We start from the raw sequence: 20,818 nt of genomic DNA, 5'->3' as shown, positions 1-20,818 counted from the left end.
GATTAACAGCAGCTCGTCATGCGCCGGCGACCCCCGCGATCTACTCTCCTGTCTACAGTCTGCCCCGTCTGGACGCTCTTCGATATGTTTGCGGTAGGCTTCAAGCACAGTTATTACCCTCATCAGTGGTCCCAAATGGGTGTCCGGGACGCTCATCCCGAAATGGTCGTACTCATGCGCTGCGTGGCGTTGTGGGCCACTTAGCCAGAATTACCGACCATTCCTTACAGAAGCTGCTTTCAAAGTTTTACGCCTGCAGAACGGGGAGCTGATGAGGGTTGGCGATGGGCTTTTCCCCGCTGGAAAAACCCTTCGCCAACACCGCTCTGAAGGAACGACTGTGCTCGTGACGCTTTGAAAACAGCTTCTAACGGACATTGGCGCCTTAAAAGGCTGGCTGATTCTACGGCAAAAAAAATTTAAAGGTAAGTTCGTCCCTGAAGTTTGAGGGGTGATGAATGTTAGACAAAGGGCTAACATGCCGACCTGTTCCGCGTTTCAGTGCCTTTGCCTACCTTATGCCCAATCAGACCATCAAGACCCCCTGCGTCGGCCTCTGCTCCACTGTTTACGGTGATCTGGTGTGCCGTGGCTGCAAGCGTTTCCACCACGAAGTGATCCATTGGAATGGTTACAACGAGGAGGAAAAACGCGCGGTGTGGTTGCGTCTTGAACAATTGCTGTCACAAGTGATGGCGGCCAAGGTCGAGATTTTCGATTCGGCGCGCCTGCGCGAGCAGCTCGAACAACGCAAGATCCGCTTCGTGCCGCATCAGTCGGAATATTGCTGGGCGTATCAGCTGATCGCCCGGGGCGCACGGGTGATCATTAATCTGGAAGCGTACGGAATGGTGTTGCTCCCGGAGTTTCGCGAGTGGAACCTGCCGGAACTGCGCGATGCCATTGATCGGGAATTCTTCCTGCTGTCGGAAGCGCACTATCAGCGCTACATCGCCCCCGGATTTCTCAAAGACGCCTTTGGCGCCTAGAAGCTTCGCGAGCAAGCTCGCTCCCACATTTGGAATGCGTACCCCTGTAGGAGTGAGCCTGCTCGCGATGAGGCCTGTACATTCAACATAGTCTTCGGCCGATACACCGCCATCGCGAGCAGGCTCACTCCTACATTTGAAATGCGTACCCCCTGTGGGAGCGAGCCTGCTCGCGAAGGGGCGGGTTCAGACATCGCAATCCCTAATGCTTCACCGCCAACTCCACCAGATGATCCTCAACCTCCTGCGGCTTGAGCACCAGCACATCACTCTCCAGCGCATCCAGCACCACTTCGGCGGTATTGCCGATCAGCGCCCCTGACAAACCGGTCCGCGCCACCGTGCCGATCACGGTCACCGCCGCCTGCAGCTTGTGCGCCATAAACGGAATCAGCACATCTGCCGGGCCTTCCTCGATGTGCAGATGTTCATCATCGACATCGAATTCCGCCTGAAACGCCCGACACTGCTCGCGATAACGCGCTTCGATGGTTTCGCTCAATTGCAGGGTCGGGTCCGCCGCCGACAGCATCGGTGAAGGATGCGCCGCGATCACATGCAGATGTGCCTTGGCCAGGCTGGCAATGTCATAGCCGTGATCAATGATCGTCGTGTGCAAATGCCGGTGCTCGCCATCGGCATTGCCGACATCGACGGCGGCCAGGATCACGCGGTCTTTCCAGGACGTGGACGTTTTCACCAGCAGCACCGGGGTCGGGCAGTGGCGCAAGAGTTTCCAGTCCGCCGGGGTCAGCAGGGCCTTTTTCAGCGGGCTGTCGGGGAAATGCTGTTTGACCACCAGCCCGCAGCCCTCGGCCTGCTGCACATCGATGATGGTTTCGTGCAGGCTCTCGTTCCACGCCTGTTCGGTGGTCACGCTGTAGCCGTCGGCCAGCAGCGCGGCTTTGAGCACGCCGAGCATGCCGGCATGGTCGTGCTTCCTGTCGCACACCAGCAGGTGCAGATGGGCCTGGGTCACGCCCGCGATCAACTTGGCGCGCTTGAGCGCAAGGCTTTCCGAATGTTCGGGTTCGATGACCACCAGAATGCTGCGAATGGCTTGCATGAGCGGAGTCTCCAGCAAAGAAAAGGCACGGCGTTGCACAACTATAGTTGCTGCTCATGCGCCTGCGACTTGATGCATATCAACGCGGGCGACTGGTGGTCTGTGGGCAGGCCGGTATAATCGGCGCCTTTCGCTCGAATACCTTTACCGTGAGCCCCATGATCCTTCCCGAAATCCACGAATTCCTTGGCTGTCGCACCCCCGATGCCTGGGTTCAGGCTGCACTGGCCGATCAGGAAACCCTGCTGATCGACCACAAGAACTGCGAATTCAAAGCTGCCAGCACAGCGCTGAGCCTGATCGCCAAGTACCATTCTCACGTTGACCTGATCAACATGATGTCGCGTCTGGCCCGGGAAGAACTGGTGCACCACGAACAGGTGATGCGCCTGATGAAGCGCCGCAAGATCGAGCTGCGCCAGCTGCATGCCGGTCGTTACGCGTCGAGTCTGCGCAAAGTGGTGCGCAGCCACGAGCCGGTGAAGCTGGTCGATACGCTGGTGGTCGGGGCGTTTATCGAAGCGCGCAGTTGCGAGCGGTTCGAAGCGCTGGTGCCACATCTGGACGAAGAACTCGGCAAGTTCTACTTTGGTCTGCTGAAAAGCGAGGCGCGGCATTTTCAGGGTTATCTGAAGCTGGCTTATCAGTACGGTGATGCGAAGGATGTTGCGCAGGTGATCGAGCGAGTCCGCGCTGCCGAGCAAGAGCTGATTGAATCGCCGGATGAAGAATTCCGCTTTCACAGCGGTGTGCCTGCCACCGCATGACTCCGTGTAGGAGCTGCCGAAGGCTGCGATCTTTTGCTCTTGAAAAAGCCGGATCAGAAGATCGCAGCCTTCGGCAGCTCCTACAGAGGTAGCGATCAGTGCATGAATGTTAAAAACTCTTAAGAGCATGAAACATCACCGAAAACCGGCTGCCGCCCGCGAATCCCGCCATAATGTCGGCCCTTACACATGGGTTGGCACACGGTCGTTATGGATAATCTGGGTTTTGGCAAAGTCCTGCTGGTGGAAGACGACGAGCGTCTTGCCGCGCTGATCGCCCACTTCCTCGAACAACACGGCTACGAGGTCCGCTCGGTGCATCGCGGCGATCTGGCGGTGGCTGCCTTTCTTGAATTCAAACCGAAAGTGGTGGTGCTCGACCTGATGCTTCCAGGGCAGAGTGGCCTGCACGTGTGCCGCGAAATTCGCAGCGTTTCGGATACGCCGATCGTGATTCTGACCGCCAAGGAAGACGATCTCGATCATATCCTCGGGCTGGAGTCCGGTGCCGATGACTATGTGATCAAACCGATCAAGCCGCCGGTGTTGCTGGCCCGCCTGCGGGCATTGCAACGCCGGCAGGTGCCGGACAGCAGCGTGGTCAGTCTGTTGGAGTTTGGCCACTTGCGCATCGACCGCAGTTGCCGCGAAGTGCGCCTGGCCGGAGAAATCATCGAAATGACCACCATGGAGTTCGAGCTGTTGTGGTTGCTGGCAAGTGCGGCGGGCAAGACGCTCTCGCGCGATGACATTCTCAATCGCATGCGCGGCATTGCGTTCGATGGGCTCAATCGCAGCGTCGACGTGTACATCAGCAAGTTGCGCAACAAGCTCAAGGACAATCCCCGCGAACCGGTGTGCATCAAGACCGTGTGGGGCAAAGGTTATCTGTTCAATCCTTTCGCCTGGGAGCTGTAGATGCTGCGGTTATTTTTCGGGCTGTTCCTGGTGATGACGGTCGGACTGGTGCTGGCGTTGCAGACGGTCGAGCATACTTTCGATGCTCTGCTCGATTATCAGCAGCGCGACTACAATCGTGAAGCCGTGCGTGGCCAGGCCTGGACGCTCACCCAGCAGTTGCGTGAACTCGATGGCCCTGCTCGGGAAAGCCAACTGCAATCGATACGTCCGCACTATGGGCTGGGCCTGACGCTGGTCGATGCCGGCCAACTGAACCTGAGTGACGAGGAAAAGGCGGAACTGAGCAATGGCTTGCTGGTTATCCGCGAAAAATACAGCCAATACATTTCAGCCATCGATGGCGGCACGCAGCTATTGAGTATTCGCTTGCCCGCCGAGCCGAGCCTGATGCCTTTTTACATCGTCGCGGCTTACCTGATGATTGCCGTGGTGATCGGCATCGTCCTGTTCTTCTGGGTGCGCCCGCACTGGCGTGATCTGGAGAAACTGCGGCTGGCCGCCGAGCGTTTTGGCGACAACGACTTGTCGTCGCGTATTCAATTGTCCAAACGCTCGAACATCCGCGACCTTGCCGAGCACTTCAACCTGATGGCGGCGCGTATCGAAGGCCTCATCGCCAATCAGCGCGAACTGACCAACGCCGTGTCCCATGAGCTGCGCACGCCGATTGCGCGGTTGTCATTTGAACTCGATCAACTCAAGCAACAACCCGACGCCAGTCAGAACCGCGAGCTGATTGCCGACATGTACGCCGACCTTGGCGAGTTGGAGGAAATGGTGTCCGAACTGTTGACCTACGCCAGCCTCGAACGCGGCGCGACGGTGATCAAGCGCGAGAATATCCAGGCTGCCAACTGGCTCGACAGTGTGGTCGGCAGCGTCGCGCTGGAGGCGGAAGCGGCGGGGGTGCAATTGTTGATCGGCGATTGCCGGATTGAAACGGTGCGTATCGAGCCACGCTTCATGGCGCGGGCGGTGATCAATCTGCTGCGCAACGCGATTCGCTACGCCGAACAGCGGGTTGAAGTGACCCTGGTGCGCAGCGGCGATTATTACGAAGTGCGCGTCAACGACGACGGACCGGGCGTGCCGGAGGACGGTCGAGAGAAAATTTTCGAACCGTTTTCACGACTGGATGCCAGTCGTGATCGGCGTACCGGTGGGTTTGGTTTGGGACTGGCGTTGGTGCGACGGGTGTCGCAGTCCCATGGCGGGCAGGTTGACGTCGGTGAGTCAGATTGGGGTGGAGCGTCGTTTCGGATGACCTGGGCGCATCTGGATTGAATGATGTTGCCCGTGCTGGCCCCATCGCCAGCAGGCTAGCTCCCACAGGGTTGGTCGGTGTTGCCACTGTATTGGCAACGCCGCAAGACCTTGTGGGAGCCTGGCTTGCCAGCGATGGGGCCGGCACAGGCAGTAAAAAATCAGCTGAAGATCAGAAATCCCACTTGGTCGTCAGCATCACATTGCGCGGCTCGCCGTAGAACGTCGTGTCGAAGTTGCCCAGCCCTGTGAGGTAGCGCTTGTCGAACACGTTGTTGGCGTTGACCGTAAAGCTCAGATGCTCGTTGTACTGATAGCGGCTCATCAGGTCGACAAGGGTGTAGCCACCTTGCTTGATGCGCGTGTAATCGCCGGCCGGCGCACTGTAGATCTTGCCGTAGAACGCGCTCTGCCAGCTCACACCGCCACCGACGGTGACTTTGTCGAGCACGCCGGGCAAACGGTAGGTGGTGAAAGTGCGCACCACGTGTTCCGGCTTGGTGGTCGACAGCGGATAACCGTAGATGCGCTGCTCGTCGGCATCGCGGCTGCGCGCGTAGGTGTAGCCGGCGGAGACGTTCCAACCGTCGCTCAGTTCGCCGGCCAGCTCCAGTTCCACGCCTTTGGTGGTGGCGCCGTCGATGGCTTTGTAAATGCCTTCGTTGGTCAGCGCATTGGTGCCGATCGACTCGGCAACGCCGTCCTGTTCGATGCGGAAGAACGCCAGGCTGGCGTTCAGGCGACCGTCGAAGTACGCGGCTTTAAGGCCGGCCTCGTAGCTGTCGCCCTCGACCGGCGCGAGGGTCGAGCCGTTGCTGTCCTTGTAGGTTTGCGGTTGGTAGATGCTGGTGTAACTGGCGTACAGCGAGTAGGTGTCATCGAGGTCATAAACCACCCCGGCGTAGGGTGTGACCACGCCGTGTTCCTTGTAGCTGGCGTGGGTGTCGTCGAGCCCGGCGCCCGGGTTGTAGCCGTAGTCTTCGTTGTATTTGAAGGTGCTCAAGCGGCTGCCCAGAATCACCGACAAATCATCGGTCGGGTGCAGGCGCGTGGCCAGGTAAATACCGTTCTGGCTCTGCGTGCGCTCGTACTTGCCGTTCTTCGGGAAGTCCTGTTTCGGCAGGTCGCCGCTCCAGTCGTAAATGCTCCCCGGGACTTCGGCGAAGGCGCTGGTGTCATAGGTCGAACCCGTCTGGCGCGAATGCGCGGTCATCACGCCGGCAATCAACTCATGCTCACGTCCGCCCAAGGTGAACGGCCCGGAGACGTTGACGTCAGCCGTGTTCTGCACACGATGACCTTCCCAGCGACCCCAATACAAAAACATGCCTTCGCCGCTGGCGCGATCCGGATTGCCGCCGCTTGCCGAGGCCAATTGTGTGTCGTGGTCGGTGGTTTTCTGATCGAGGCTGACCTTGAACTTCCAGTCATTGGCCAGCGCATGTTCAAGCGAGGCGAAGTAGGTGATGTTGTCGAAATCGCGACGGCTCCAGTCAGCGCCGGAATTGAAGTGGCGGGGGAAGTCGGTTCGGCCGCCGTCGGCGAAATACACCGGGTTGCCGGTCCAGGAGGTGCCGCGCGGGGTAGTGCTGGACTTGTCGATGCCGAACGTCAGCAGCGTGTCGTCGCTCAGATCCGCTTCGAGGATGCCGTAAAACAGGTCTTTTTTCTGGCTGTAGTGATCAAGGTAGGAGTTCTGGTCGGAATAGGCACCGACGAAACGCCCGCGCACGTTACCCGAATCGGTCAGCGAACCGGAGATGTCGCCGACGGTGCGGTAGGCATCCCACGAGCCGACGGTGCCGCTGATCGAGGCCTTGAATTGCTTGGTCGGCTTCTTGCGGATCAGGTTGACTGTGGCGGACGGGTCGCCATTACCGGTCATCAGCCCGGTCGCGCCCTTGATGATTTCGACGCGGTCGATGCTCGCGGCGTCGTCTCCGTTGTTCGGGTTCTCGCCGTAAACACCGTCGTACGGGATGTTGATGCCGTCGTACTGGAAGTTGGTGATCGCCAGGCCACGCGCGGAAAATTCGCTGCGGTCGCTGTCGTATTTCTGCGTCGAAACACCGGGCGTGTTGCGCAGCGCATCGCCGACGCTTTGCACGCCGCGATCGTCCATCTGCTGACGGGTGATCACGGTGACCGATTGCGGCGTTTCGCGAATCGACAACGGCAGGCCGGTGGCCGAGGACATGCTGCCAGTGGTGTAGGCGTGAGTGTCTTCGGTGGTGGCGCCGAGACCCTCGGCAGAAATGTTCGTGGCGCCCAGTTGCAGGGCGGCGGTTTCCGCCGCGTGGGCATTGAGGCTCAGCAGCGCCAGCGCCAACGGGCACAAGGCAAAACGAAAACGGACGTACGGCATGGAGATCCCTTTGCATCAAATCGATCGGTCGTTGAAGTGCTTCTGAGGGTTAACCGAACGAAAAACACAAAAGGGAACTGCCCCAGCAAAAATCCCCACAACCCCCCTGTAGGAGCTGCCGCAGGCTGCGATCTTTTGATGTTGGTTGTTAAAAACAAGATCAACCGATCGCCGCCTTCGGCAGCTCCTGCATTGGGGCGTTTTTCAGGTGCTGATGCCGAGGCGTTCGTGCCACTGGGCGAGGGATTCTTCAGGGTAGACGTCGAATTGTTTGTCCTTGGCTTTGGCGTCGACCTCAACCCACGGCGCTTTCGAGCCGAGCATCAGGTGCGTGTGCTCCGGTGGCACGGGCAGCGGCGTATCGATGGCTGAGGCAAATGGATGGATCAGCTCCGGCCACTGCGGGCTGAACAGCCACAGACCGCTGCCGCACAATGAGCAGAAATGCCGTTCGGCGCTGCTGCGATGAGCACGCTTGTCGCCTTCGTCTTTCATCTTCGCGTGGTAGATGGCGATGTTTTTGCGACCGTGAACCTTGAGCGAGGTCGCGTCACCGCCCAGGTTGATCGCGTAGCCACCACCGCCTTGGGTCTTGCGGCAGATCGAGCAGTAGCAACGTTGATAAGGGTAGGGGTGGGCGCTGGTGAGACTGAAGGTGACAGCGCCGCAGTGGCAGGAGCCTTCTAAGTGCATGACGGGGGCCTCCGATGGGCTGGATGGGTTCGGTTCAGCCTAGAAGAGTTGTGGTGGATGTGTTGCCGCCATCGCGAGCAGGCTCACTCCTACAATTTGAAATGCATTCCCCTGTAGGAGTGAGCCTGCTCGCGATAAACGATAACGCGGTTGCACTGGACGCCCACCCTTCCCCAAGTCAGCATGTCCCCCTAAAAACAGGGATCAAAAACCCATGCGACGACTTCCCTCACTGGCCGCACTGCGCACTTTCGAATGCGCCGCCCGTCACGCGCATTTTGGCCGGGCCGCCGCTGAACTGTGCGTCACCGACAGCGCCGTCAGCCACCAGATCCGCCAGCTCGAAGAACAGCTCGGCGTTTCGCTGTTCATCCGCGAAGGCCGGCAGATTCGCCCGACCATCGCCGCCGGACGCCTGATGCAGAGCCTGCAACAAGCCTTCGAACTGATCGGCGATGCCTGCGATGAACTGCGCGATCCGTCCTCGCTGGCGGTATTGCGCCTGGCCGTCACCGCTGAGCTGGCGCAGAAATGGCTGATGAGTCGTCTCAGCGATTTCTACGCGCGCTACCCGCACATCACCTTGCACCTCTACGAACAACCGATCGACGCCAGCGCCCCCGGAGAAGACATCGATCTGGCGATCACCTACGGCACCGGCCCGGCCGACAGCAGCGCTTATTTCGTGCGGCCCTTGCCGGCGCTGCAGTTCTTCCCGGTGTGCAGCCCCGGCCTGTTCAACCAGGGCACATTGAAAACCCCGAAGGATCTGGCCCGCCACTGCCTGCTGCACGACGACCAGGACGGCAAGACCTGGACCGCCTGGCTGACCAGTCACGCCGGCGATCAACGCCCGCAGCGTCAGTTGTATTTCGCCCATGCAGGTCTGGCGCTGGAAGCCGCGGCGCAAGGGCAGGGCGTGGCGATGGGTGACAACCTCACCGCGCAGGAGGACTTGCAGAGCGGTCGGTTGGTGCGGCCGTTCCCCTGGAGCATGACCGCGCTCGGCCAATACGCGCTGGTGTGTGAGCGCGTGCGGATGGAGCGCCCGGCCGTTGCACAGATGCTTGAGTGGTTCAACGATCAGCTGGCTGATTGATGAGTTGAATTCAACTGTTCCGCAATAATCATCGTTGGCGAGCCCGCCGCCAACGCCCGTACCTTGTGGTCATTCCTATCGCGAAGACGAGGTTTGACCATGGCACGTTTGCTCGACTCCACCCCTAAACACGACGGCTTCCGTCTGCCCGGCGAATTCGAAACCAAGTCCGGCTGCTGGCTCGGCTGGCCGGAGCGCACCGACGTCTGGCGCAACGGCGCCAAGCCGGCGCAGAAAGTCTGGGTGCAGATCGTCACCGCCATCTCCTACAGCGAACCGGTCACCGTTTGCGCCTCGGCCGCGCAATTTGCCACGGCCCGGCGGCAGTTGCCACCGCAAGTGCGCGTCGTGGAAATGACCTGCAACGACACCTGGTTCCGCGACAGCGGCCCGTGCTTTGTGATCAACGACCAGAGCGGCGAAGTACGCGGCGTCGATTTCGAGTTCAATGCTTATGGCGGTCTTGACGGCGGCCTCTACTACCCGTGGGACAAGGACGACCAGATTGCCAGCAAGATCCTCGAAATCGAGCGCTTCGACCGCTACCGCGCACCTTTGATTGCCGAGCTTGGCGGCATTCAGAGCGACGGTCAGGGCAGCATCCTCACCACCGAACAATGCCTGCTCAACCGCAACCGCAACCAGCACTTGGGCAAGGACGAAGTCACTCGCAGGCTCACCGATTACCTCGGCGCCGAACAAGTCATCTGGCTGCCGCGCGGCTGCAAATTCGACGAAACCGATGGCCACGTCGACGATCTCGCCTGTTTCGTCCGTCCCGGCGAAGTGGTGCTGCAATGGACCGACAACCGCGACGATCCTCAGTGGGAAATCTACCAAGAGGCCTACGACATTCTGCGCAGCACCCGCGACAGCCGTGGGCGCGAGTTGACCGTGCACAAACTGCCGCAACCGGACGTGCTCGAATGGACCGCCGAGGAAGCCGAAGGCCTCGACCAGCAAGACAGCACCCACACCCGTCAGGCCGGCACGAAAATCTGCGCGTCGTATATCAACTATTACGCCGGCAACAGCTCGATCGTGGTGCCGCTGTTTGGCGATCGTCAGGACAAAGTCGCGATGGCGACGCTGGCCGAACTGTTCCCGCAACACAAGATCGTCGGCATCGAAAACTCCCGGGAAATTCTGCTCGGCGGCGGTAATGTCGCGTGCATCACCATGCCGCAATACGCCGGCACGCCTGTCCACAAGAAGGGAGCCTGACCATGCGCCTGCACAAACTGACTCAAGCGTTATTGCTGGTGCTTGCACCCTTGTGTGTGCAGGCCGCCGACACCGCCAAACCGGTGGTCAACTTGTACATCTGGGGCGAGTACCTGGCCCCGGACACCTTGAAAAACTTCGAGGCGAAAACCGGCATTCATGTGGTCGCCGATCACTTTGATTCACTGGAAACCGTCGAGACCAAACTGCTCACCGGACGCAGTGGCTACGATCTGGTGCTGACCGCAGGCCAGCACCTGTCGCGGGCCATCGAAAGCGGTGCGATCCAGCCACTGGACAAGGCACGGGTGCCGCACTTTGCCGGGGTTGGCGAGGAATTCCGTCAGCACATGGCGGTGTTCGATCCGGGCAATCGTTACGCCGGGATCTACGCGTGGGGCACCACGGGTGTGGGCTATCAGGAGGAGGCCGTCAAAAAGCGCTTGCCCGATGCGCCGAAGGACAGCTGGGCGATGTTGTTCGATCCGGCCGTGGTGGCGAAATTTGCCGATTGCGGGGTGAGTCTGCTCAATGATCCGAACGAGGTTTTTGCGGCGGTCATGAAGTACATGGGCCTGGACATCAACCGGCAGAACCTTGACGACCTGAAACTCGCCGAGCAGCAACTGGCGAAGATCCGCCCGTACATTCGCTACTTCGACAATGATTTGAACATCAGCGATCTGGCCAACGGCAATACCTGTGTGGCGATGTCGTGGAACGGCAACGTGGCGATTGCGGCAGGGCAGGCGCAGGCGGCGAACAAGCCGTTCAAACTCAGTTACCGGATTCCGAAAGAGGGCACGTTGATCTGGTTTGACGCGATGGTCATTCCCAAGGACGCCCCGCACCCGCAGGCTGGGCTGGCGTTGATGGATTACTTGATGACGCCGGAAGTCATGGCGCCGATCACCGACACCATTCACTACGCCAATGCGATCACCGCGGCGGATGGTCTGGTCGATGCAGCGATCCGCAATGATCCGGGGACCTACCCCTCGGCCGGCGTCAGGGCCACGCTGTACAGCAAAAACGACAACGGCAAAGCCTTCAATCGCGCGTTGATCCGCGCCTTCAGCCGGTTGAAGTCCGGTCTCTAATCCCACATTTGCCCCTGTAGGAGCTGCCGCAGGCTGCGATCTTTTGATCTTGATCTCAAAATCAAAAGATCGCAGCCTGCGGCAGCTCCTACATGTTTGGGTTTTCAGCACAGTGTGAATCAGATGCCATCTGACCCACCCCTGAACCCTGTAGGAGTGAGCCTGCTCGCGATGGCGGTGGTTCAGTCGATGGGGATGTTGACTGGACTGGCCTCATCGCGAGCAGGCTCGCTCACAGGGTTCGGTGTAGCAAAAAACCTGTGTGGCTTGCCAGCGATGAACGATAACGCGGTCTAGACCTTGGCAACGCGCCAAAGGTACCAGGCGGCGACGGTTCTGAACGGGCTCCACTTCAACCCGATCTCGATCATCTGCTTGCGCGTCGGCTGCACCTCCAGCCCCTTCAGCCGCCGATAGCCTTCACGCACACCAAAGTCATCGGCCGGCAGGATATCCATGCGCTCAAGGCTGTAGATCAACAGCATTTCCACCGTCCAGCGGCCGACTCCGCGCAGGCTGATCAAGCGTTCGATCAGCGTTTCATCGTCCATCGCCAATGCCGTGGCGTAATCCGGCACCACGCCGTCGAGCGTCGCCTGGGCGATCCCTTGAATCGTGGCAATCTTGCCTGCTGAAAACCCACAACTGCGCATTCGTTCAAAGTCGGTCGCGAGGATTTGTTCCGGCCGTGGAAATGACTGCGGCGGAAACAGCCCCACCAGCCGCCCGACAATCGCATCACCGGCCTTGGCATGCAGTTGCTGATAGGCAATCGCCCGCACCAGCGACTCGTACGGATCGCGCGCCGGGTGCGGTTGGTGCAGGCACGGGCCGACCGCTGCAATGTGCCGCTGCCAGTCGGAGTCGAGGCTGGCGAGGTATGCGCTGGCCGCTTGATAGGCGTCGGGCATGCTATTTCAGCAAGCCGTTGACTTCGCCGTAGGTGAAGGCCTTGAGGTCGTGGGTGTCGAGTTTGCCGCTGGCAAGGAAGCTTTTCACCAGCCCGCCCATCGCCCCGTAGAGATATTCAGCGATGCCGGAACCGGCGCTCAAGCGGCGCACACCCAGGGCCTGCAGCTCTTCGGGGGAGGGCAGGCAGGCGAAGCCGAGCACGTTGACCGGCAGCGTCGTGCCTTTGCAGATCGCTTCGATTTCGTAGCCCGAGGTGACCCCGGCGGCGAACAAGCCATCGGCACCGGCGGCCTGATACAGCGCGGCACGGCGCAGGGTTTCGGCGACGCGATCTTCAGCCGGCACCAGGCTTTTCAGATAGACATCGGTGCGCGCATTGATGAACAGCTTGACCGAACGTTCGTCGGCGATTTGCCGCGCCACCTCGATCTTCCGCGCGAGCAACTCCGGCGCGTTGGAACCGTCCTCGATATTGATCCCGACGGCACCCGCCGCAATGACCGCTTCAAGCACCTCGGCGACACGCCCGAGATCATCGGAATAACCGGCCTCGACGTCCACGGTCAACGGCACGCTGATCACCCGGGCAATCGATTCCACCGTGGATACCAGGCGTTCGAGGGGCAGCGTGTTGCCGTCCGGGTAACCGTGGGCCCAGGCCACCGCTGCGCTGCTGGTGGCGACGGCCTGACCACCGAGCTGTTCGACCAGACGCGCGCCAGTGGCGTCGGCGACGTTGGTCAGGATCAACAGGCCTTGCTGGTGCAACTGGTGAAAGCGGGTGTCGAGCGTGCTCATCGAAATTCCTTGTTGTTGATGGGGCAAAATTTGTCAGAAAGCCAACGGTTGGGTGAGCTGCAGCGCGGCGTTTTCCAGCCTCAGCAAGAATGCCTTGCGCGGTTGTCCTCCACCATAGCCGGTCAGCGCGCCGTCCGCGCCAATCACCCGATGACACGGCACGACAATCGACAGCCGATTGTGCCCGTTGGCCAGCCCGACCGCGCGACTCGCGCCGGGTTTGCCCAACCCGGCGGCGATGGCGCCATAAGTGCTGGTGTGACCGTAAGGGATTTGCAGCAGGGCCGCCCATACCTGTCGGGAAAATTCGCTGCCGGGCAAATGCAATGGCACCGTGAATACGTTCAGTTTGCCGGCGAAGTAGGCCGTCAGTTCTTTTTCGATCTGCTGCAGGTGTGCGTTATGCCCTGGCGCGACCGCGTAGCCATAGCGGCTCTGCAATGCTTCAACTTCGCCGGTCAGCGCCGGTCGATCAAGAAACTCCAGCAACACCAATCCACGGCGTTCGGCCATGGCGATCATCGGCCCCAGCGGCGTGGTCAGCCGGGTGAACAGCAGCGGCTCGCTCTGTTCGGCGCGGCCCGGTGTGATGTGGAACGACTTCTGAAAGGCGTCACGAAAACCGCTGAGCGACTCATACCCCGAGTCGAACGCGGCATGATCGATCGAGGTGCCTTGTCTGATCCCGCCCAGCGCCATGCCCAGCCGCCGGGTACGCAGCCAGGCGTGGAAGGTCATGCCGAAATGCTGCTTGAACCAGCGCCGCAACTTCAGCGGTTCGATGCCTGCGGCGAGCAGTTGTGCATCGCTCCAGCGCAGCTCAGGGTCGGCTTCCACGGCGTTGAGCAGACGCTGCACCCAGTCTGGCGCAATGGCCGCGGCGTCCAGCGGTTTGCAGCGCAGGCAGGCGCGATAACCGGCGGTCAGGCATTCGTCAGCGTGCGCGAAGAACTCGACGTTCTCCGGTTTCGGTTTGCGCGCCGTGCAACTGGGGCGGCAGAAGATCCCGGTGGTTTTCACGGCCGTGAAGAACACGCCTTCATAGGCAGTGTCGCGTTCGAGCATGGCGCGAACCATCTCGGCGTGGGGCGGCAGGACAACGGTTTGTATGTTCATGGCATGACTGTAAAAGCAGATTGTCGATGGCTCCACCGAAAAATCGACAGTGAATTTCCATTACCCCTGAACTACCGTGTAGGAGCTGCCGAAGGCTGCGATCTTTTGATCTTGTTTGTATAAATCAAAGTCAAAAGATCGCAGCCTGCGGCGGCTCCTACAGGTTTGTGAGGTGTTGGTTTATGCATCCGTTTTCCATTCAGCGTATTGATCATATTGTTCTGCGTGTGCAAGACCTGCAGCGCAGCATCGAGTTTTACGGTCAGGTGTTCGGTGCCGAGGTGGTCAAGCGCAACGAACCGCTGGGGCTGATCCATCTGCGCGCGGGCAGCTCGATGATTGATCTCGTCGACCTGCAAGGCGAACTCGGCCGCAAGGGCGGCGGGGCGGCCGGTGCCGAGCGGCGCAACGTCGATCACTTCTGCCTGCGCATCGAGCCGTTCGATGAAGCGCTGCTGAGCGCACATTTGCAGTCCTTTGGTCTGAGCGTTGCCAAAGCCGAGTCACGCTTCGGCGCCGAGGGTAAAGGTTTGTCGCTGTATTGCTTGGACCCGGATGGCAATGAGGTCGAACTCAAAGGGCCGCCCGAGGCTTAAGCGCGTTTGGCCATCAACAATACCGAAGCCGCCGCCGACAGCAGCCCCGCGCAGCAACGATTGAATATCCGTTTGCCGCGCGGCTCGGCGAACCAGCGGCGCATGTGCAGGCCCATCCAGGCATAAGCGCTGATGGCGATCCATTCCAGCAGCAGGAACAGCACACCCAGTACGGCGAATTGTGCCGGCACCGGTCGGGCGGGATCGACGAACTGCGGCAGAAATGCAGTGAACAGCAAAATCGCTTTCGGGTTGCCGGCCGCCACCAGAAACTCCTGTCGCGCCAAGGCGAAGAAGCCAACGGTCGCCCCCGTCACGTGCTGCTCGGCCTGCGGATCGGCCCGCCATAGTTGCCAGGCCAGATACAGCAAGTACGCGGCGCCAATGATCTTGATCGCATGGAACAGCCATTCCGACGTCTGCAACACCACCGACAGACCGGCGCCGGCCAGCGCGATCATCCCGGCAAACGCCAGAATACGCCCGATGCCCGCCGTGCAGGCGCGGCGAAAACCGTAGCGGGTAGCGTTGCTCACCGACAGCAGGTTATTCGGGCCGGGGGCCATGTTCAGAGCGAAGCAGGCCGGGAGAAACAGGCTGAGGGTGGCGAGATCCATGACGGCACTCCAGAAACGAGAAGGCCATTTTTATCACAGCCCACGCGCCGCCAGACCCATACAGTCAGGCCCCGCTGTCGCGGTACAGCGCCCGGCTGTGCAGGACAACGCCGTCGAACTTTTTGCTGACGGCGCAACTCTGAAACAGTCAGAGGGCGAGGGTTTCGTCAGAAAAAGTTATCCAGCCGGTCAGAAATACCGATTGCCGTGTACCATTTGCTCCCTGTTTCTGCTCCCTGTTTCAAACATCCCGCACGGCCCCAGGCGGCCCCACCAAGAGCGATCTACATGCAAGCAAAGGCCCGTGAAGTTTATGTGCCACCGGTGCTGCAAGATCTGCGGGCCGGCACTGCCGAACTGCACATCGCACTGGAAAAACGCCTTCCATTTTTCTCCGATAGTCTCGATACCCCAGCATTTGTGCAGTTGATGCAGGCTTATTACGGCTTCTATCTACCGCTGGAAGACGCGCTGCTGAGCAGCGGCGCGATCCCCACTGATTTTGATCTGACGCCACGACTCAAGGCGCCAACCTTGCGCGCCGACCTGCATGCCCTGGGCTTGAGCAGCGAGGCGCTGGCACGTCTGCCACAGTGTGAAGACTTGCCCCTGATCAATTCCGCGGCTTGCTGCCTCGGCATACTGTATGTGCTCGAAGGTGCGACGCTGGGCGGGCAGATCCTGCGCCGGGAAATCGCCAGCCGACTCGGCCTGGAAGCCGACAATGGCGCGGCGTTTCTCGATATCTATGGCGCCGCCACTGGCCGCTGCTGGCGCGATTTCATTGAATACCTGAGCCGTCGACCGATGGATGCGGACGAGCGCAAGGCCGTGGTTGCGGCCGCACACACCACATTCAGCTGTTTCGAGCGCTGGCTCGAAAGCCGGGAGGTACTGGCATGACCCCGCAAGACAAAGAAGCCTTTGAAGAACTGCTGGCCAATTGTGCCGACGAGCCGATTCGCTTCCCCGGCGCGATCCAGCCCCACGGTTTGCTGCTGACCCTGAACGAACCTGCGCTGGAGATCGTTCAGGTCAGCGCCAACGTTGCAACCCTGCTGGACCGGGAGCCGCTCGGACTGATCGGCCAGCCACTGGCGCAACTGATCGGCGACGCCGAGGCCGCGCAAGTGCGCGAGGCCTTGCTGCAACCGGCATTGTCCGACACGCCGCCGCTGCACTTTCGCCTCAATGACACGGCGTTCGATGGCTTGCTGCACCGGCATCAGGGCGTGCTGATTCTGGAGCTGGAAATCCACGTCGAAAACTTCCAGCCACGCAATGTCGCCGGCAACCAGACCCATCTGGGGCGCATGCTCCAGCGTCTGCACGCGGCCACCTCGTTGCAGGCGCTGTACGACATCAGCGTCAAGGAAATCCAGGCCATGACCGGTTACGACCGGGTGCTGATCTATCGCTTCGAAGAGGAGGGACACGGCCAGGTGATCGCCGAAGCGTCCGACCCGTCGATGGAAGTGTTCAACGGCCTGTTCTTTCCAGCCTCGGACATTCCCGAGCAGGCCCGCGAGTTGTATCGGACCAATTGGCTGCGGATCATCCCCAATGCCGATTACCAGCCAGTGCCGTTGCTGCCGAAGCTGCGCCCTGACACCGACACACCGCTGGATTTGAGTTTTGCCACCCTGCGCAGCGTGTCGCCGATCCACTGTCAGTACATGAAGAACATGGGCGTGCTTTCGTCGATGAGTATCTCGCTGCTCAAGGGCGACAAGCTCTGGGGCCTGATCAGTTGCGGCAACCGTCAGCCGCTGCACGTGCCGCATGAATTGCGCGCGGCGTGCCAGACCATCGGCCAGGTACTGTCGCTGCAGATCAGCGCGATGGAAGAGCTGGAAATCAGCCGTCAGCGTGAAGAAAAAGTCGAGGCGCTGGCTCTGCTCAATCAAGCGATGATCGATTCGCCGCAAAACGTTTTCGATGGCCTGGCCAACCAGCCGCAAGTGCTTATGGCGCTGAACAACGCCGGCGGTATCGCGATCATTGAAGACAACCAATTGCACCGTTACGGCAACTGCCCGGAGCCTGCGCAGATCCGCGCCCTGCACAAGTGGCTGCAGGACAGCGGCGAGCCGGTGTTCGCCAGTCATAATCTGGCCAGCGTGTATCCACCGGCCGCGGAGTATCAGCAAGTGGCCAGTGGCGTGCTTGCCATGAGCCTGCCCAAACCGGTCGACAACGGCGTGCTGTGGTTCCGCCCCGAGGTCAAAGAGAACATCAACTGGAGCGGTGATCCGCGCAAGCCACTGGACCTGGAAAACTCCGACGCCGGCTTGCGCCTGCGCCCGCGCACCTCGTTTGAAATCTGGAAAGTCGAGATGGCCGGGATCGCCACCAAGTGGAGCCATGGCGATCTGTTCGCCGCCAACGACCTGCGTCGCTCGGCGCTGGAAAACGATCTGGCGCGCCAGGTGCGTCGCGAACAGGAGGCCGTGCGCGCCCGCGATGAACTGGTGGCGGTGGTCTCCCACGACCTGCGCAACCCGATGACCGTGATCTCGATGCTCTGCGGCATGCTGCAGAAGGCGTTCAGCTCCGATGGGCCGCACACCTCGCGGCGCATCTCCACCGCGATCGACACCATGCAGCAGGCGGCCGGGCGCATGAACACGCTGCTCGAAGACTTGCTCGACACCTCGAAGATTGACGCCGGGCGCTACTCCATCACCCCGCAGAAACTCGACGTCGGGCAGATGTTCGAGGAAGCGCAGGCGCTGCTCGCACCGCTGGCGCTGGACAAGGACATCAGCATTTCCTTTGCCGCTGATCCCGATTTGCGCATTCACGCCGATCCGGAGCGGCTGTTTCAAGTGCTGTCGAATCTGGTCGGCAACGCGATCAAGTTCACTCCGCGCCTGGGCACCGTCGGCGTGCATGCCAAATCAGTCGGCGATGAAATCGTTTTCACCGTGCGTGACAGCGGCGAAGGCATCCCCAAAGAGCACCTGCCGCACGTGTTCGACCGTTACTGGACGGTAAAGGAAGGCAACCCGAACGGTACCGGCCTCGGTTTGTACATCACCCAAGGCATCGTCGAAGCCCACGGCGGCCGGATCGTCGCCGAGAGTGAGCCGGGGCAGGGCAGCGAATTCCGCTTCACCGTGCCACGCCTCGACTGACCCCTGCGGCAGCTCCTACATAGGGGTGTTTTGTTCAATACCGGGGGCGGTGGGCTGCGTAGGGTGAGCACCTTGTTCCTTGGGTTGAAGCGGGTGTGCGATGAGTCTGATTGTTTCGATGGCGGCGTTTGCGTTGGCGGCGTCGATCACGCCGGGGCCGGTGAATATCGTGGCGTTGAGTTCGGGGGCGCAGTTCGGCTTCCGCGCCAGCCAGCGGCATGTTGCCGGGGCAACATTGGGGTTTGTGTTGTTGCTGGTGTTGATGGGCCTGGGCCTGCACGAGGTTCTGCAACTGTGGCCGTTCATGACCCGCGTGGTGCAACTGGCCGGGGTGGCGTTTCTGCTGTTCATGGCCTGGAAACTGGCCACTGACGACGGGCAATTGAACGCCAAGGATGCCGCGCGGGCGCCGTCGATGCTGTACGGCGCGGTGATGCAGTGGCTCAATCCGAAAGCGTGGCTGGCCTGCGTGGCGGGGATGGGCGCGTTCGTGGCGGATGGCGAGGCGCAGCTGGTCTGGCAGTTTGCGGCGGTGTATCTGGTGATTTGCTATGTGTCGGTCGGCTGTTGGGTGTATGCCGGGACGTTTTTGCGTGGGTATCTGAGCAACGCGGCGGGGATGCGCTGGTTCAATCGGAGCATGGCGTTGTTGCTGGCTGTCAGTGCGATCTACCTGCTGTTCACCTGACCCTGCCACAACCTTTGTGGCGGATCGGTCAGCCGCGATATTGCCCAGGTGTTGCGGCCAGATGCTGTTTGAAGGCCCGCTGAAAGTGCGCCTGATCGGCAAACCCGGCCGCCAGCGCCACATCGGCAATCAATTGTCCGCTGCGCAGGCGTTCGCGGGCGAACTGGATGCGCTGATTGACCAGAAACGCATGCGGGGTCATGCCGTAATGCTGCTTGAACGCGCGGATCAGGTACGACGGTGACAGCTGCGCTGCGACGCAGATGTCATCGAGGCTGAGCAGGTCGGTGCAATGTTCGCGGATGAAATCTGCGGCGCGCTCAAGTTTGAAATTAGGTTCGCGCAACGCTTGCCCGGCAGGGTTCAGGTGCAGTTGCAGATCGCTGAAAAACTCCACCGCTGCGCTCTGCTTGCGTAGTACATCCTGTTGCTCGTCGATCAGCACTTGGTAAAGCGCGATCAAGTCGTGAAACAGCGCTGCATCCTGCAGGTGCGTGGCAGAGAACGGTCGAAATTCCAGATCCTTGGCAAAGCCCGACTGATGCTGCAAATCCGTCAGCCACGGCGTCTCGACATACAACATCACGTACGACCACGGCTGATCATCAATCGGATTGCAGGCGTGCACATCGCCGGGGTTCATCAACACCACCGTCCCTGCCGCCACCTCGAATTGCGCATGCTCGTGCACGTAAGTACTGCGCCCGGCAGTAATCGCACCGATCGAGAAGTGCGCGTGGGAATGGCGGGCGTAACAGACTTCGCGGCCATCGGCGATGGCCCGCGCTTCGATGAAGGGCAGGGCGTCGTCGCGCCAGAAGCGCGGGGCTTTTTCAGGGTTTTTGGCGGCAGCGTGTTTCATTGTGATTATTCCCGGCAGGCCAGCGCCCGAGTGTATTAGCTCTGGCCGGCAAAGGCTCGTTCCAGTTCGGCGATGTCGAGTTTTTTCATCTTGAACATGGCCTGCATCGCCCGCTGCGACTTGCTGGTGTCGGCGTCCAGCATCATGTGCATGAACGCCACCGGCACGATTTGCCACGACACACCAAATTTGTCTTTGAGCCAGCCGCATTGCTGGGCTTCGACCGGGCCACCCTCGGACAGGTTGCCCCAGAAATGGTCGACTTCTTCCTGGTTCTGGCAATTGACCTGAAACGAAATAGCTTCGCTGAACTTGAACATCGGCCCACCGTTGAGGCCGGTAAACGTCTGGCCATCCAGCTCGAAACTGACGGTCATCACCGCACCTTCCGGCTTGCCGTGAAATTCCTGACCGACCTTGCTGTAGTGGGTCAGACCGGTGATTTTCGCGTGATCGAAGATCGAGCAGTAGAACTTCGCCGCCGCTTCGGCCTGATCATCGAACCACAGGCAGGGCGTGAGTTTTTGAAAGCGTTGCATGGCAGTTATCCTCGGCAGGTCAGACACGCTGGACTATCAGCGTAGACAGTCCTTGGTCGACTGGCA

General features: G+C 60.4%; 20 protein-coding genes. 11 read left to right on the top strand and 9 right to left on the bottom strand.

What is annotated here, in order from left to right; genetic code table 11:
• Nucleotides 1-518 precede the first annotated feature (518 nt).
• Nucleotides 519-989, top strand: a complete 471-nt coding sequence (locus tag ACIPIZ_RS04280; protein ID WP_105709177.1) for a DUF1289 domain-containing protein — start codon at nt 519-521, stop codon at nt 987-989.
• A 202-nt stretch (nt 990-1,191) separates the two neighbouring features.
• Here ACIPIZ_RS04280 and ACIPIZ_RS04275 read toward each other — a convergent pair whose 3' ends face one another.
• The gene (locus tag ACIPIZ_RS04275; RefSeq protein ID WP_064390525.1) at nt 1,192-2,055 is read right to left on the bottom strand and encodes a universal stress protein; all 864 of its coding nucleotides are present in this window, start codon (nt 2,053-2,055) and stop codon (nt 1,192-1,194) included.
• Between the two features lie 158 nt (nt 2,056-2,213).
• Between ACIPIZ_RS04275 and ACIPIZ_RS04270 the strand changes: the two genes are divergently transcribed.
• From ACIPIZ_RS04270 to ACIPIZ_RS04260, 3 genes are all read left to right on the top strand, one after another.
• Nucleotides 2,214-2,822 carry a tRNA-(ms[2]io[6]A)-hydroxylase gene (locus ACIPIZ_RS04270; protein ID WP_064390524.1) on the top strand — a complete coding sequence of 203 codons (609 nt, stop codon included), beginning with the start codon at nt 2,214-2,216 and terminating at the stop codon, nt 2,820-2,822.
• Nucleotides 2,823-3,032: 210 nt separating this feature from the next.
• Nucleotides 3,033-3,740: a response regulator gene (locus tag ACIPIZ_RS04265; RefSeq protein ID WP_064390523.1), complete on the top strand. Its 708-nt coding sequence runs from the start codon at nt 3,033-3,035 to the stop codon at nt 3,738-3,740.
• Nucleotides 3,741-5,027: an ATP-binding protein gene (locus tag ACIPIZ_RS04260; protein WP_253483004.1), complete on the top strand. Its 1,287-nt coding sequence runs from the start codon at nt 3,741-3,743 to the stop codon at nt 5,025-5,027. It abuts the gene before it with no gap.
• A gap of 151 nt (nt 5,028-5,178) precedes the next feature.
• On the opposite strand, the gene ACIPIZ_RS04255 is transcribed toward ACIPIZ_RS04260, so the two are convergent.
• Both ACIPIZ_RS04255 and ACIPIZ_RS04250 read right to left on the bottom strand, forming a co-directional pair.
• Nucleotides 5,179-7,371, bottom strand: a complete 2,193-nt coding sequence (locus ACIPIZ_RS04255; protein WP_401164204.1) for a TonB-dependent siderophore receptor — start codon at nt 7,369-7,371, stop codon at nt 5,179-5,181.
• Nucleotides 7,372-7,575: 204 nt separating this feature from the next.
• Nucleotides 7,576-8,064 (bottom strand): GFA family protein, encoded by a 489-nt coding sequence (locus ACIPIZ_RS04250; protein WP_064390520.1) that lies wholly within the window; start codon nt 8,062-8,064, stop codon nt 7,576-7,578.
• 214 nt (nt 8,065-8,278) lie between these two features.
• On the opposite strand from ACIPIZ_RS04250, the gene ACIPIZ_RS04245 reads away from it, so the two are divergent.
• The 3 genes from ACIPIZ_RS04245 to ACIPIZ_RS04235 all read left to right on the top strand — a co-directional run bounded on the left by ACIPIZ_RS04245 (nt 8,279) and on the right by ACIPIZ_RS04235 (nt 11,487).
• A complete protein-coding gene (locus tag ACIPIZ_RS04245) occupies nt 8,279-9,163 on the top strand; it encodes a LysR substrate-binding domain-containing protein (protein WP_064390519.1) in 885 nt (294 codons plus the stop codon).
• A gap of 99 nt (nt 9,164-9,262) precedes the next feature.
• Nucleotides 9,263-10,387 carry an agmatine deiminase gene (gene aguA / locus ACIPIZ_RS04240; protein ID WP_105709181.1) on the top strand — a complete coding sequence of 375 codons (1,125 nt, stop codon included), beginning with the start codon at nt 9,263-9,265 and terminating at the stop codon, nt 10,385-10,387.
• Between the two features lie 2 nt (nt 10,388-10,389).
• The gene (locus ACIPIZ_RS04235; RefSeq protein WP_401164200.1) at nt 10,390-11,487 is read left to right on the top strand and encodes an extracellular solute-binding protein; all 1,098 of its coding nucleotides are present in this window, start codon (nt 10,390-10,392) and stop codon (nt 11,485-11,487) included.
• Nucleotides 11,488-11,780: 293 nt separating this feature from the next.
• Here ACIPIZ_RS04235 and ACIPIZ_RS04230 read toward each other — a convergent pair whose 3' ends face one another.
• From ACIPIZ_RS04230 to ACIPIZ_RS04220, 3 genes are read right to left on the bottom strand one after another with little or no spacing between them, the layout of a single operon-like run.
• Nucleotides 11,781-12,398: a DNA-3-methyladenine glycosylase family protein gene (locus tag ACIPIZ_RS04230; protein WP_401164198.1), complete on the bottom strand. Its 618-nt coding sequence runs from the start codon at nt 12,396-12,398 to the stop codon at nt 11,781-11,783.
• Nucleotide 12,399: 1 nt separating this feature from the next.
• Nucleotides 12,400-13,197: an isocitrate lyase/phosphoenolpyruvate mutase family protein gene (locus ACIPIZ_RS04225; RefSeq protein WP_064390515.1), complete on the bottom strand. Its 798-nt coding sequence runs from the start codon at nt 13,195-13,197 to the stop codon at nt 12,400-12,402.
• Nucleotides 13,198-13,230: 33 nt separating this feature from the next.
• Nucleotides 13,231-14,313 (bottom strand): bifunctional transcriptional activator/DNA repair enzyme AdaA, encoded by a 1,083-nt coding sequence (locus ACIPIZ_RS04220; RefSeq protein WP_401164195.1) that lies wholly within the window; start codon nt 14,311-14,313, stop codon nt 13,231-13,233.
• Nucleotides 14,314-14,495: 182 nt separating this feature from the next.
• Here ACIPIZ_RS04220 and ACIPIZ_RS04215 point away from each other — a divergent pair, with 182 nt between their 5' ends.
• On the top strand, nt 14,496-14,909 hold the full coding sequence (locus ACIPIZ_RS04215) for a VOC family protein (RefSeq protein ID WP_401164193.1): 414 nt from the start codon (nt 14,496-14,498) through the stop codon (nt 14,907-14,909).
• Here ACIPIZ_RS04215 and ACIPIZ_RS04210 read toward each other — a convergent pair.
• Nucleotides 14,906-15,526: a LysE family translocator gene (locus ACIPIZ_RS04210; protein WP_064390512.1), complete on the bottom strand. Its 621-nt coding sequence runs from the start codon at nt 15,524-15,526 to the stop codon at nt 14,906-14,908. The two genes, ACIPIZ_RS04215 and ACIPIZ_RS04210, sit on opposite strands and share 4 nt — an antisense overlap.
• A 288-nt stretch (nt 15,527-15,814) precedes the next feature.
• Here ACIPIZ_RS04210 and ACIPIZ_RS04205 point away from each other — a divergent pair, with 288 nt between their 5' ends.
• The 3 genes from ACIPIZ_RS04205 (at nt 15,815) to ACIPIZ_RS04195 (ending at nt 19,351) form a co-directional block, all read left to right on the top strand.
• Nucleotides 15,815-16,429 (top strand): biliverdin-producing heme oxygenase, encoded by a 615-nt coding sequence (locus ACIPIZ_RS04205; protein WP_236429301.1) that lies wholly within the window; start codon nt 15,815-15,817, stop codon nt 16,427-16,429.
• Complete coding sequence (locus ACIPIZ_RS04200) at nt 16,426-18,663, top strand: ATP-binding protein (RefSeq protein WP_401164190.1); 2,238 nt, start codon at nt 16,426-16,428, stop codon at nt 18,661-18,663. The genes ACIPIZ_RS04205 and ACIPIZ_RS04200 overlap by 4 nt, the downstream gene beginning before the upstream one ends.
• Before the next feature lie 100 nt (nt 18,664-18,763).
• Nucleotides 18,764-19,351, top strand: coding sequence for a LysE family translocator (locus ACIPIZ_RS04195; protein ID WP_064390509.1), 588 nt, complete (start codon nt 18,764-18,766; stop codon nt 19,349-19,351).
• Nucleotides 19,352-19,379: 28 nt separating this feature from the next.
• Here ACIPIZ_RS04195 and ACIPIZ_RS04190 read toward each other — a convergent pair whose 3' ends face one another.
• Both ACIPIZ_RS04190 and ACIPIZ_RS04185 read right to left on the bottom strand, forming a co-directional pair.
• Nucleotides 19,380-20,213: an AraC family transcriptional regulator gene (locus tag ACIPIZ_RS04190; RefSeq protein ID WP_064390508.1), complete on the bottom strand. Its 834-nt coding sequence runs from the start codon at nt 20,211-20,213 to the stop codon at nt 19,380-19,382.
• Nucleotides 20,214-20,248: 35 nt separating this feature from the next.
• Nucleotides 20,249-20,752, bottom strand: coding sequence for a VOC family protein (locus tag ACIPIZ_RS04185; RefSeq protein ID WP_064390507.1), 504 nt, complete (start codon nt 20,750-20,752; stop codon nt 20,249-20,251).
• Between the last annotated feature and the right edge of the window lie 66 nt (nt 20,753-20,818).

This window comes from Pseudomonas sp. NPDC087690 (assembly GCF_044743175.1).
Classification (GTDB): Bacteria; Pseudomonadota; Gammaproteobacteria; order Pseudomonadales; family Pseudomonadaceae; genus Aquipseudomonas.
The sequence above is the reverse complement of the archived record's forward strand: the minus strand, read 5'-3'. Positions and strand labels throughout refer to the sequence as shown.

What these genes read in the sequence shown, in the direction of transcription:
- ACIPIZ_RS04280 (WP_105709177.1), top strand. Translation starts at nt 519, where the DNA reads ATGCCCAATCAGACCATCAAGACCCCCTGCGTCGGCCTCTGCTCCACT.
- ACIPIZ_RS04275 (WP_064390525.1), bottom strand. Translation starts at nt 2,055, where the DNA reads ATGCAAGCCATTCGCAGCATTCTGGTGGTCATCGAACCCGAACATTCG.
- ACIPIZ_RS04270 (WP_064390524.1), top strand. Translation starts at nt 2,214, where the DNA reads ATGATCCTTCCCGAAATCCACGAATTCCTTGGCTGTCGCACCCCCGAT.
- ACIPIZ_RS04265 (WP_064390523.1), top strand. Translation starts at nt 3,033, where the DNA reads ATGGATAATCTGGGTTTTGGCAAAGTCCTGCTGGTGGAAGACGACGAG.
- ACIPIZ_RS04260 (WP_253483004.1), top strand. Translation starts at nt 3,741, where the DNA reads ATGCTGCGGTTATTTTTCGGGCTGTTCCTGGTGATGACGGTCGGACTG.
- ACIPIZ_RS04255 (WP_401164204.1), bottom strand. Translation starts at nt 7,371, where the DNA reads ATGCCGTACGTCCGTTTTCGTTTTGCCTTGTGCCCGTTGGCGCTGGCG.
- ACIPIZ_RS04250 (WP_064390520.1), bottom strand. Translation starts at nt 8,064, where the DNA reads ATGCACTTAGAAGGCTCCTGCCACTGCGGCGCTGTCACCTTCAGTCTC.
- ACIPIZ_RS04245 (WP_064390519.1), top strand. Translation starts at nt 8,279, where the DNA reads ATGCGACGACTTCCCTCACTGGCCGCACTGCGCACTTTCGAATGCGCC.
- aguA (WP_105709181.1), top strand. Translation starts at nt 9,263, where the DNA reads ATGGCACGTTTGCTCGACTCCACCCCTAAACACGACGGCTTCCGTCTG.
- ACIPIZ_RS04235 (WP_401164200.1), top strand. Translation starts at nt 10,390, where the DNA reads ATGCGCCTGCACAAACTGACTCAAGCGTTATTGCTGGTGCTTGCACCC.
- ACIPIZ_RS04230 (WP_401164198.1), bottom strand. Translation starts at nt 12,398, where the DNA reads ATGCCCGACGCCTATCAAGCGGCCAGCGCATACCTCGCCAGCCTCGAC.
- ACIPIZ_RS04225 (WP_064390515.1), bottom strand. Translation starts at nt 13,197, where the DNA reads ATGAGCACGCTCGACACCCGCTTTCACCAGTTGCACCAGCAAGGCCTG.
- ACIPIZ_RS04220 (WP_401164195.1), bottom strand. Translation starts at nt 14,313, where the DNA reads ATGAACATACAAACCGTTGTCCTGCCGCCCCACGCCGAGATGGTTCGC.
- ACIPIZ_RS04215 (WP_401164193.1), top strand. Translation starts at nt 14,496, where the DNA reads ATGCATCCGTTTTCCATTCAGCGTATTGATCATATTGTTCTGCGTGTG.
- ACIPIZ_RS04210 (WP_064390512.1), bottom strand. Translation starts at nt 15,526, where the DNA reads ATGGATCTCGCCACCCTCAGCCTGTTTCTCCCGGCCTGCTTCGCTCTG.
- ACIPIZ_RS04205 (WP_236429301.1), top strand. Translation starts at nt 15,815, where the DNA reads ATGCAAGCAAAGGCCCGTGAAGTTTATGTGCCACCGGTGCTGCAAGAT.
- ACIPIZ_RS04200 (WP_401164190.1), top strand. Translation starts at nt 16,426, where the DNA reads ATGACCCCGCAAGACAAAGAAGCCTTTGAAGAACTGCTGGCCAATTGT.
- ACIPIZ_RS04195 (WP_064390509.1), top strand. Translation starts at nt 18,764, where the DNA reads ATGAGTCTGATTGTTTCGATGGCGGCGTTTGCGTTGGCGGCGTCGATC.
- ACIPIZ_RS04190 (WP_064390508.1), bottom strand. Translation starts at nt 20,213, where the DNA reads ATGAAACACGCTGCCGCCAAAAACCCTGAAAAAGCCCCGCGCTTCTGG.
- ACIPIZ_RS04185 (WP_064390507.1), bottom strand. Translation starts at nt 20,752, where the DNA reads ATGCAACGCTTTCAAAAACTCACGCCCTGCCTGTGGTTCGATGATCAG.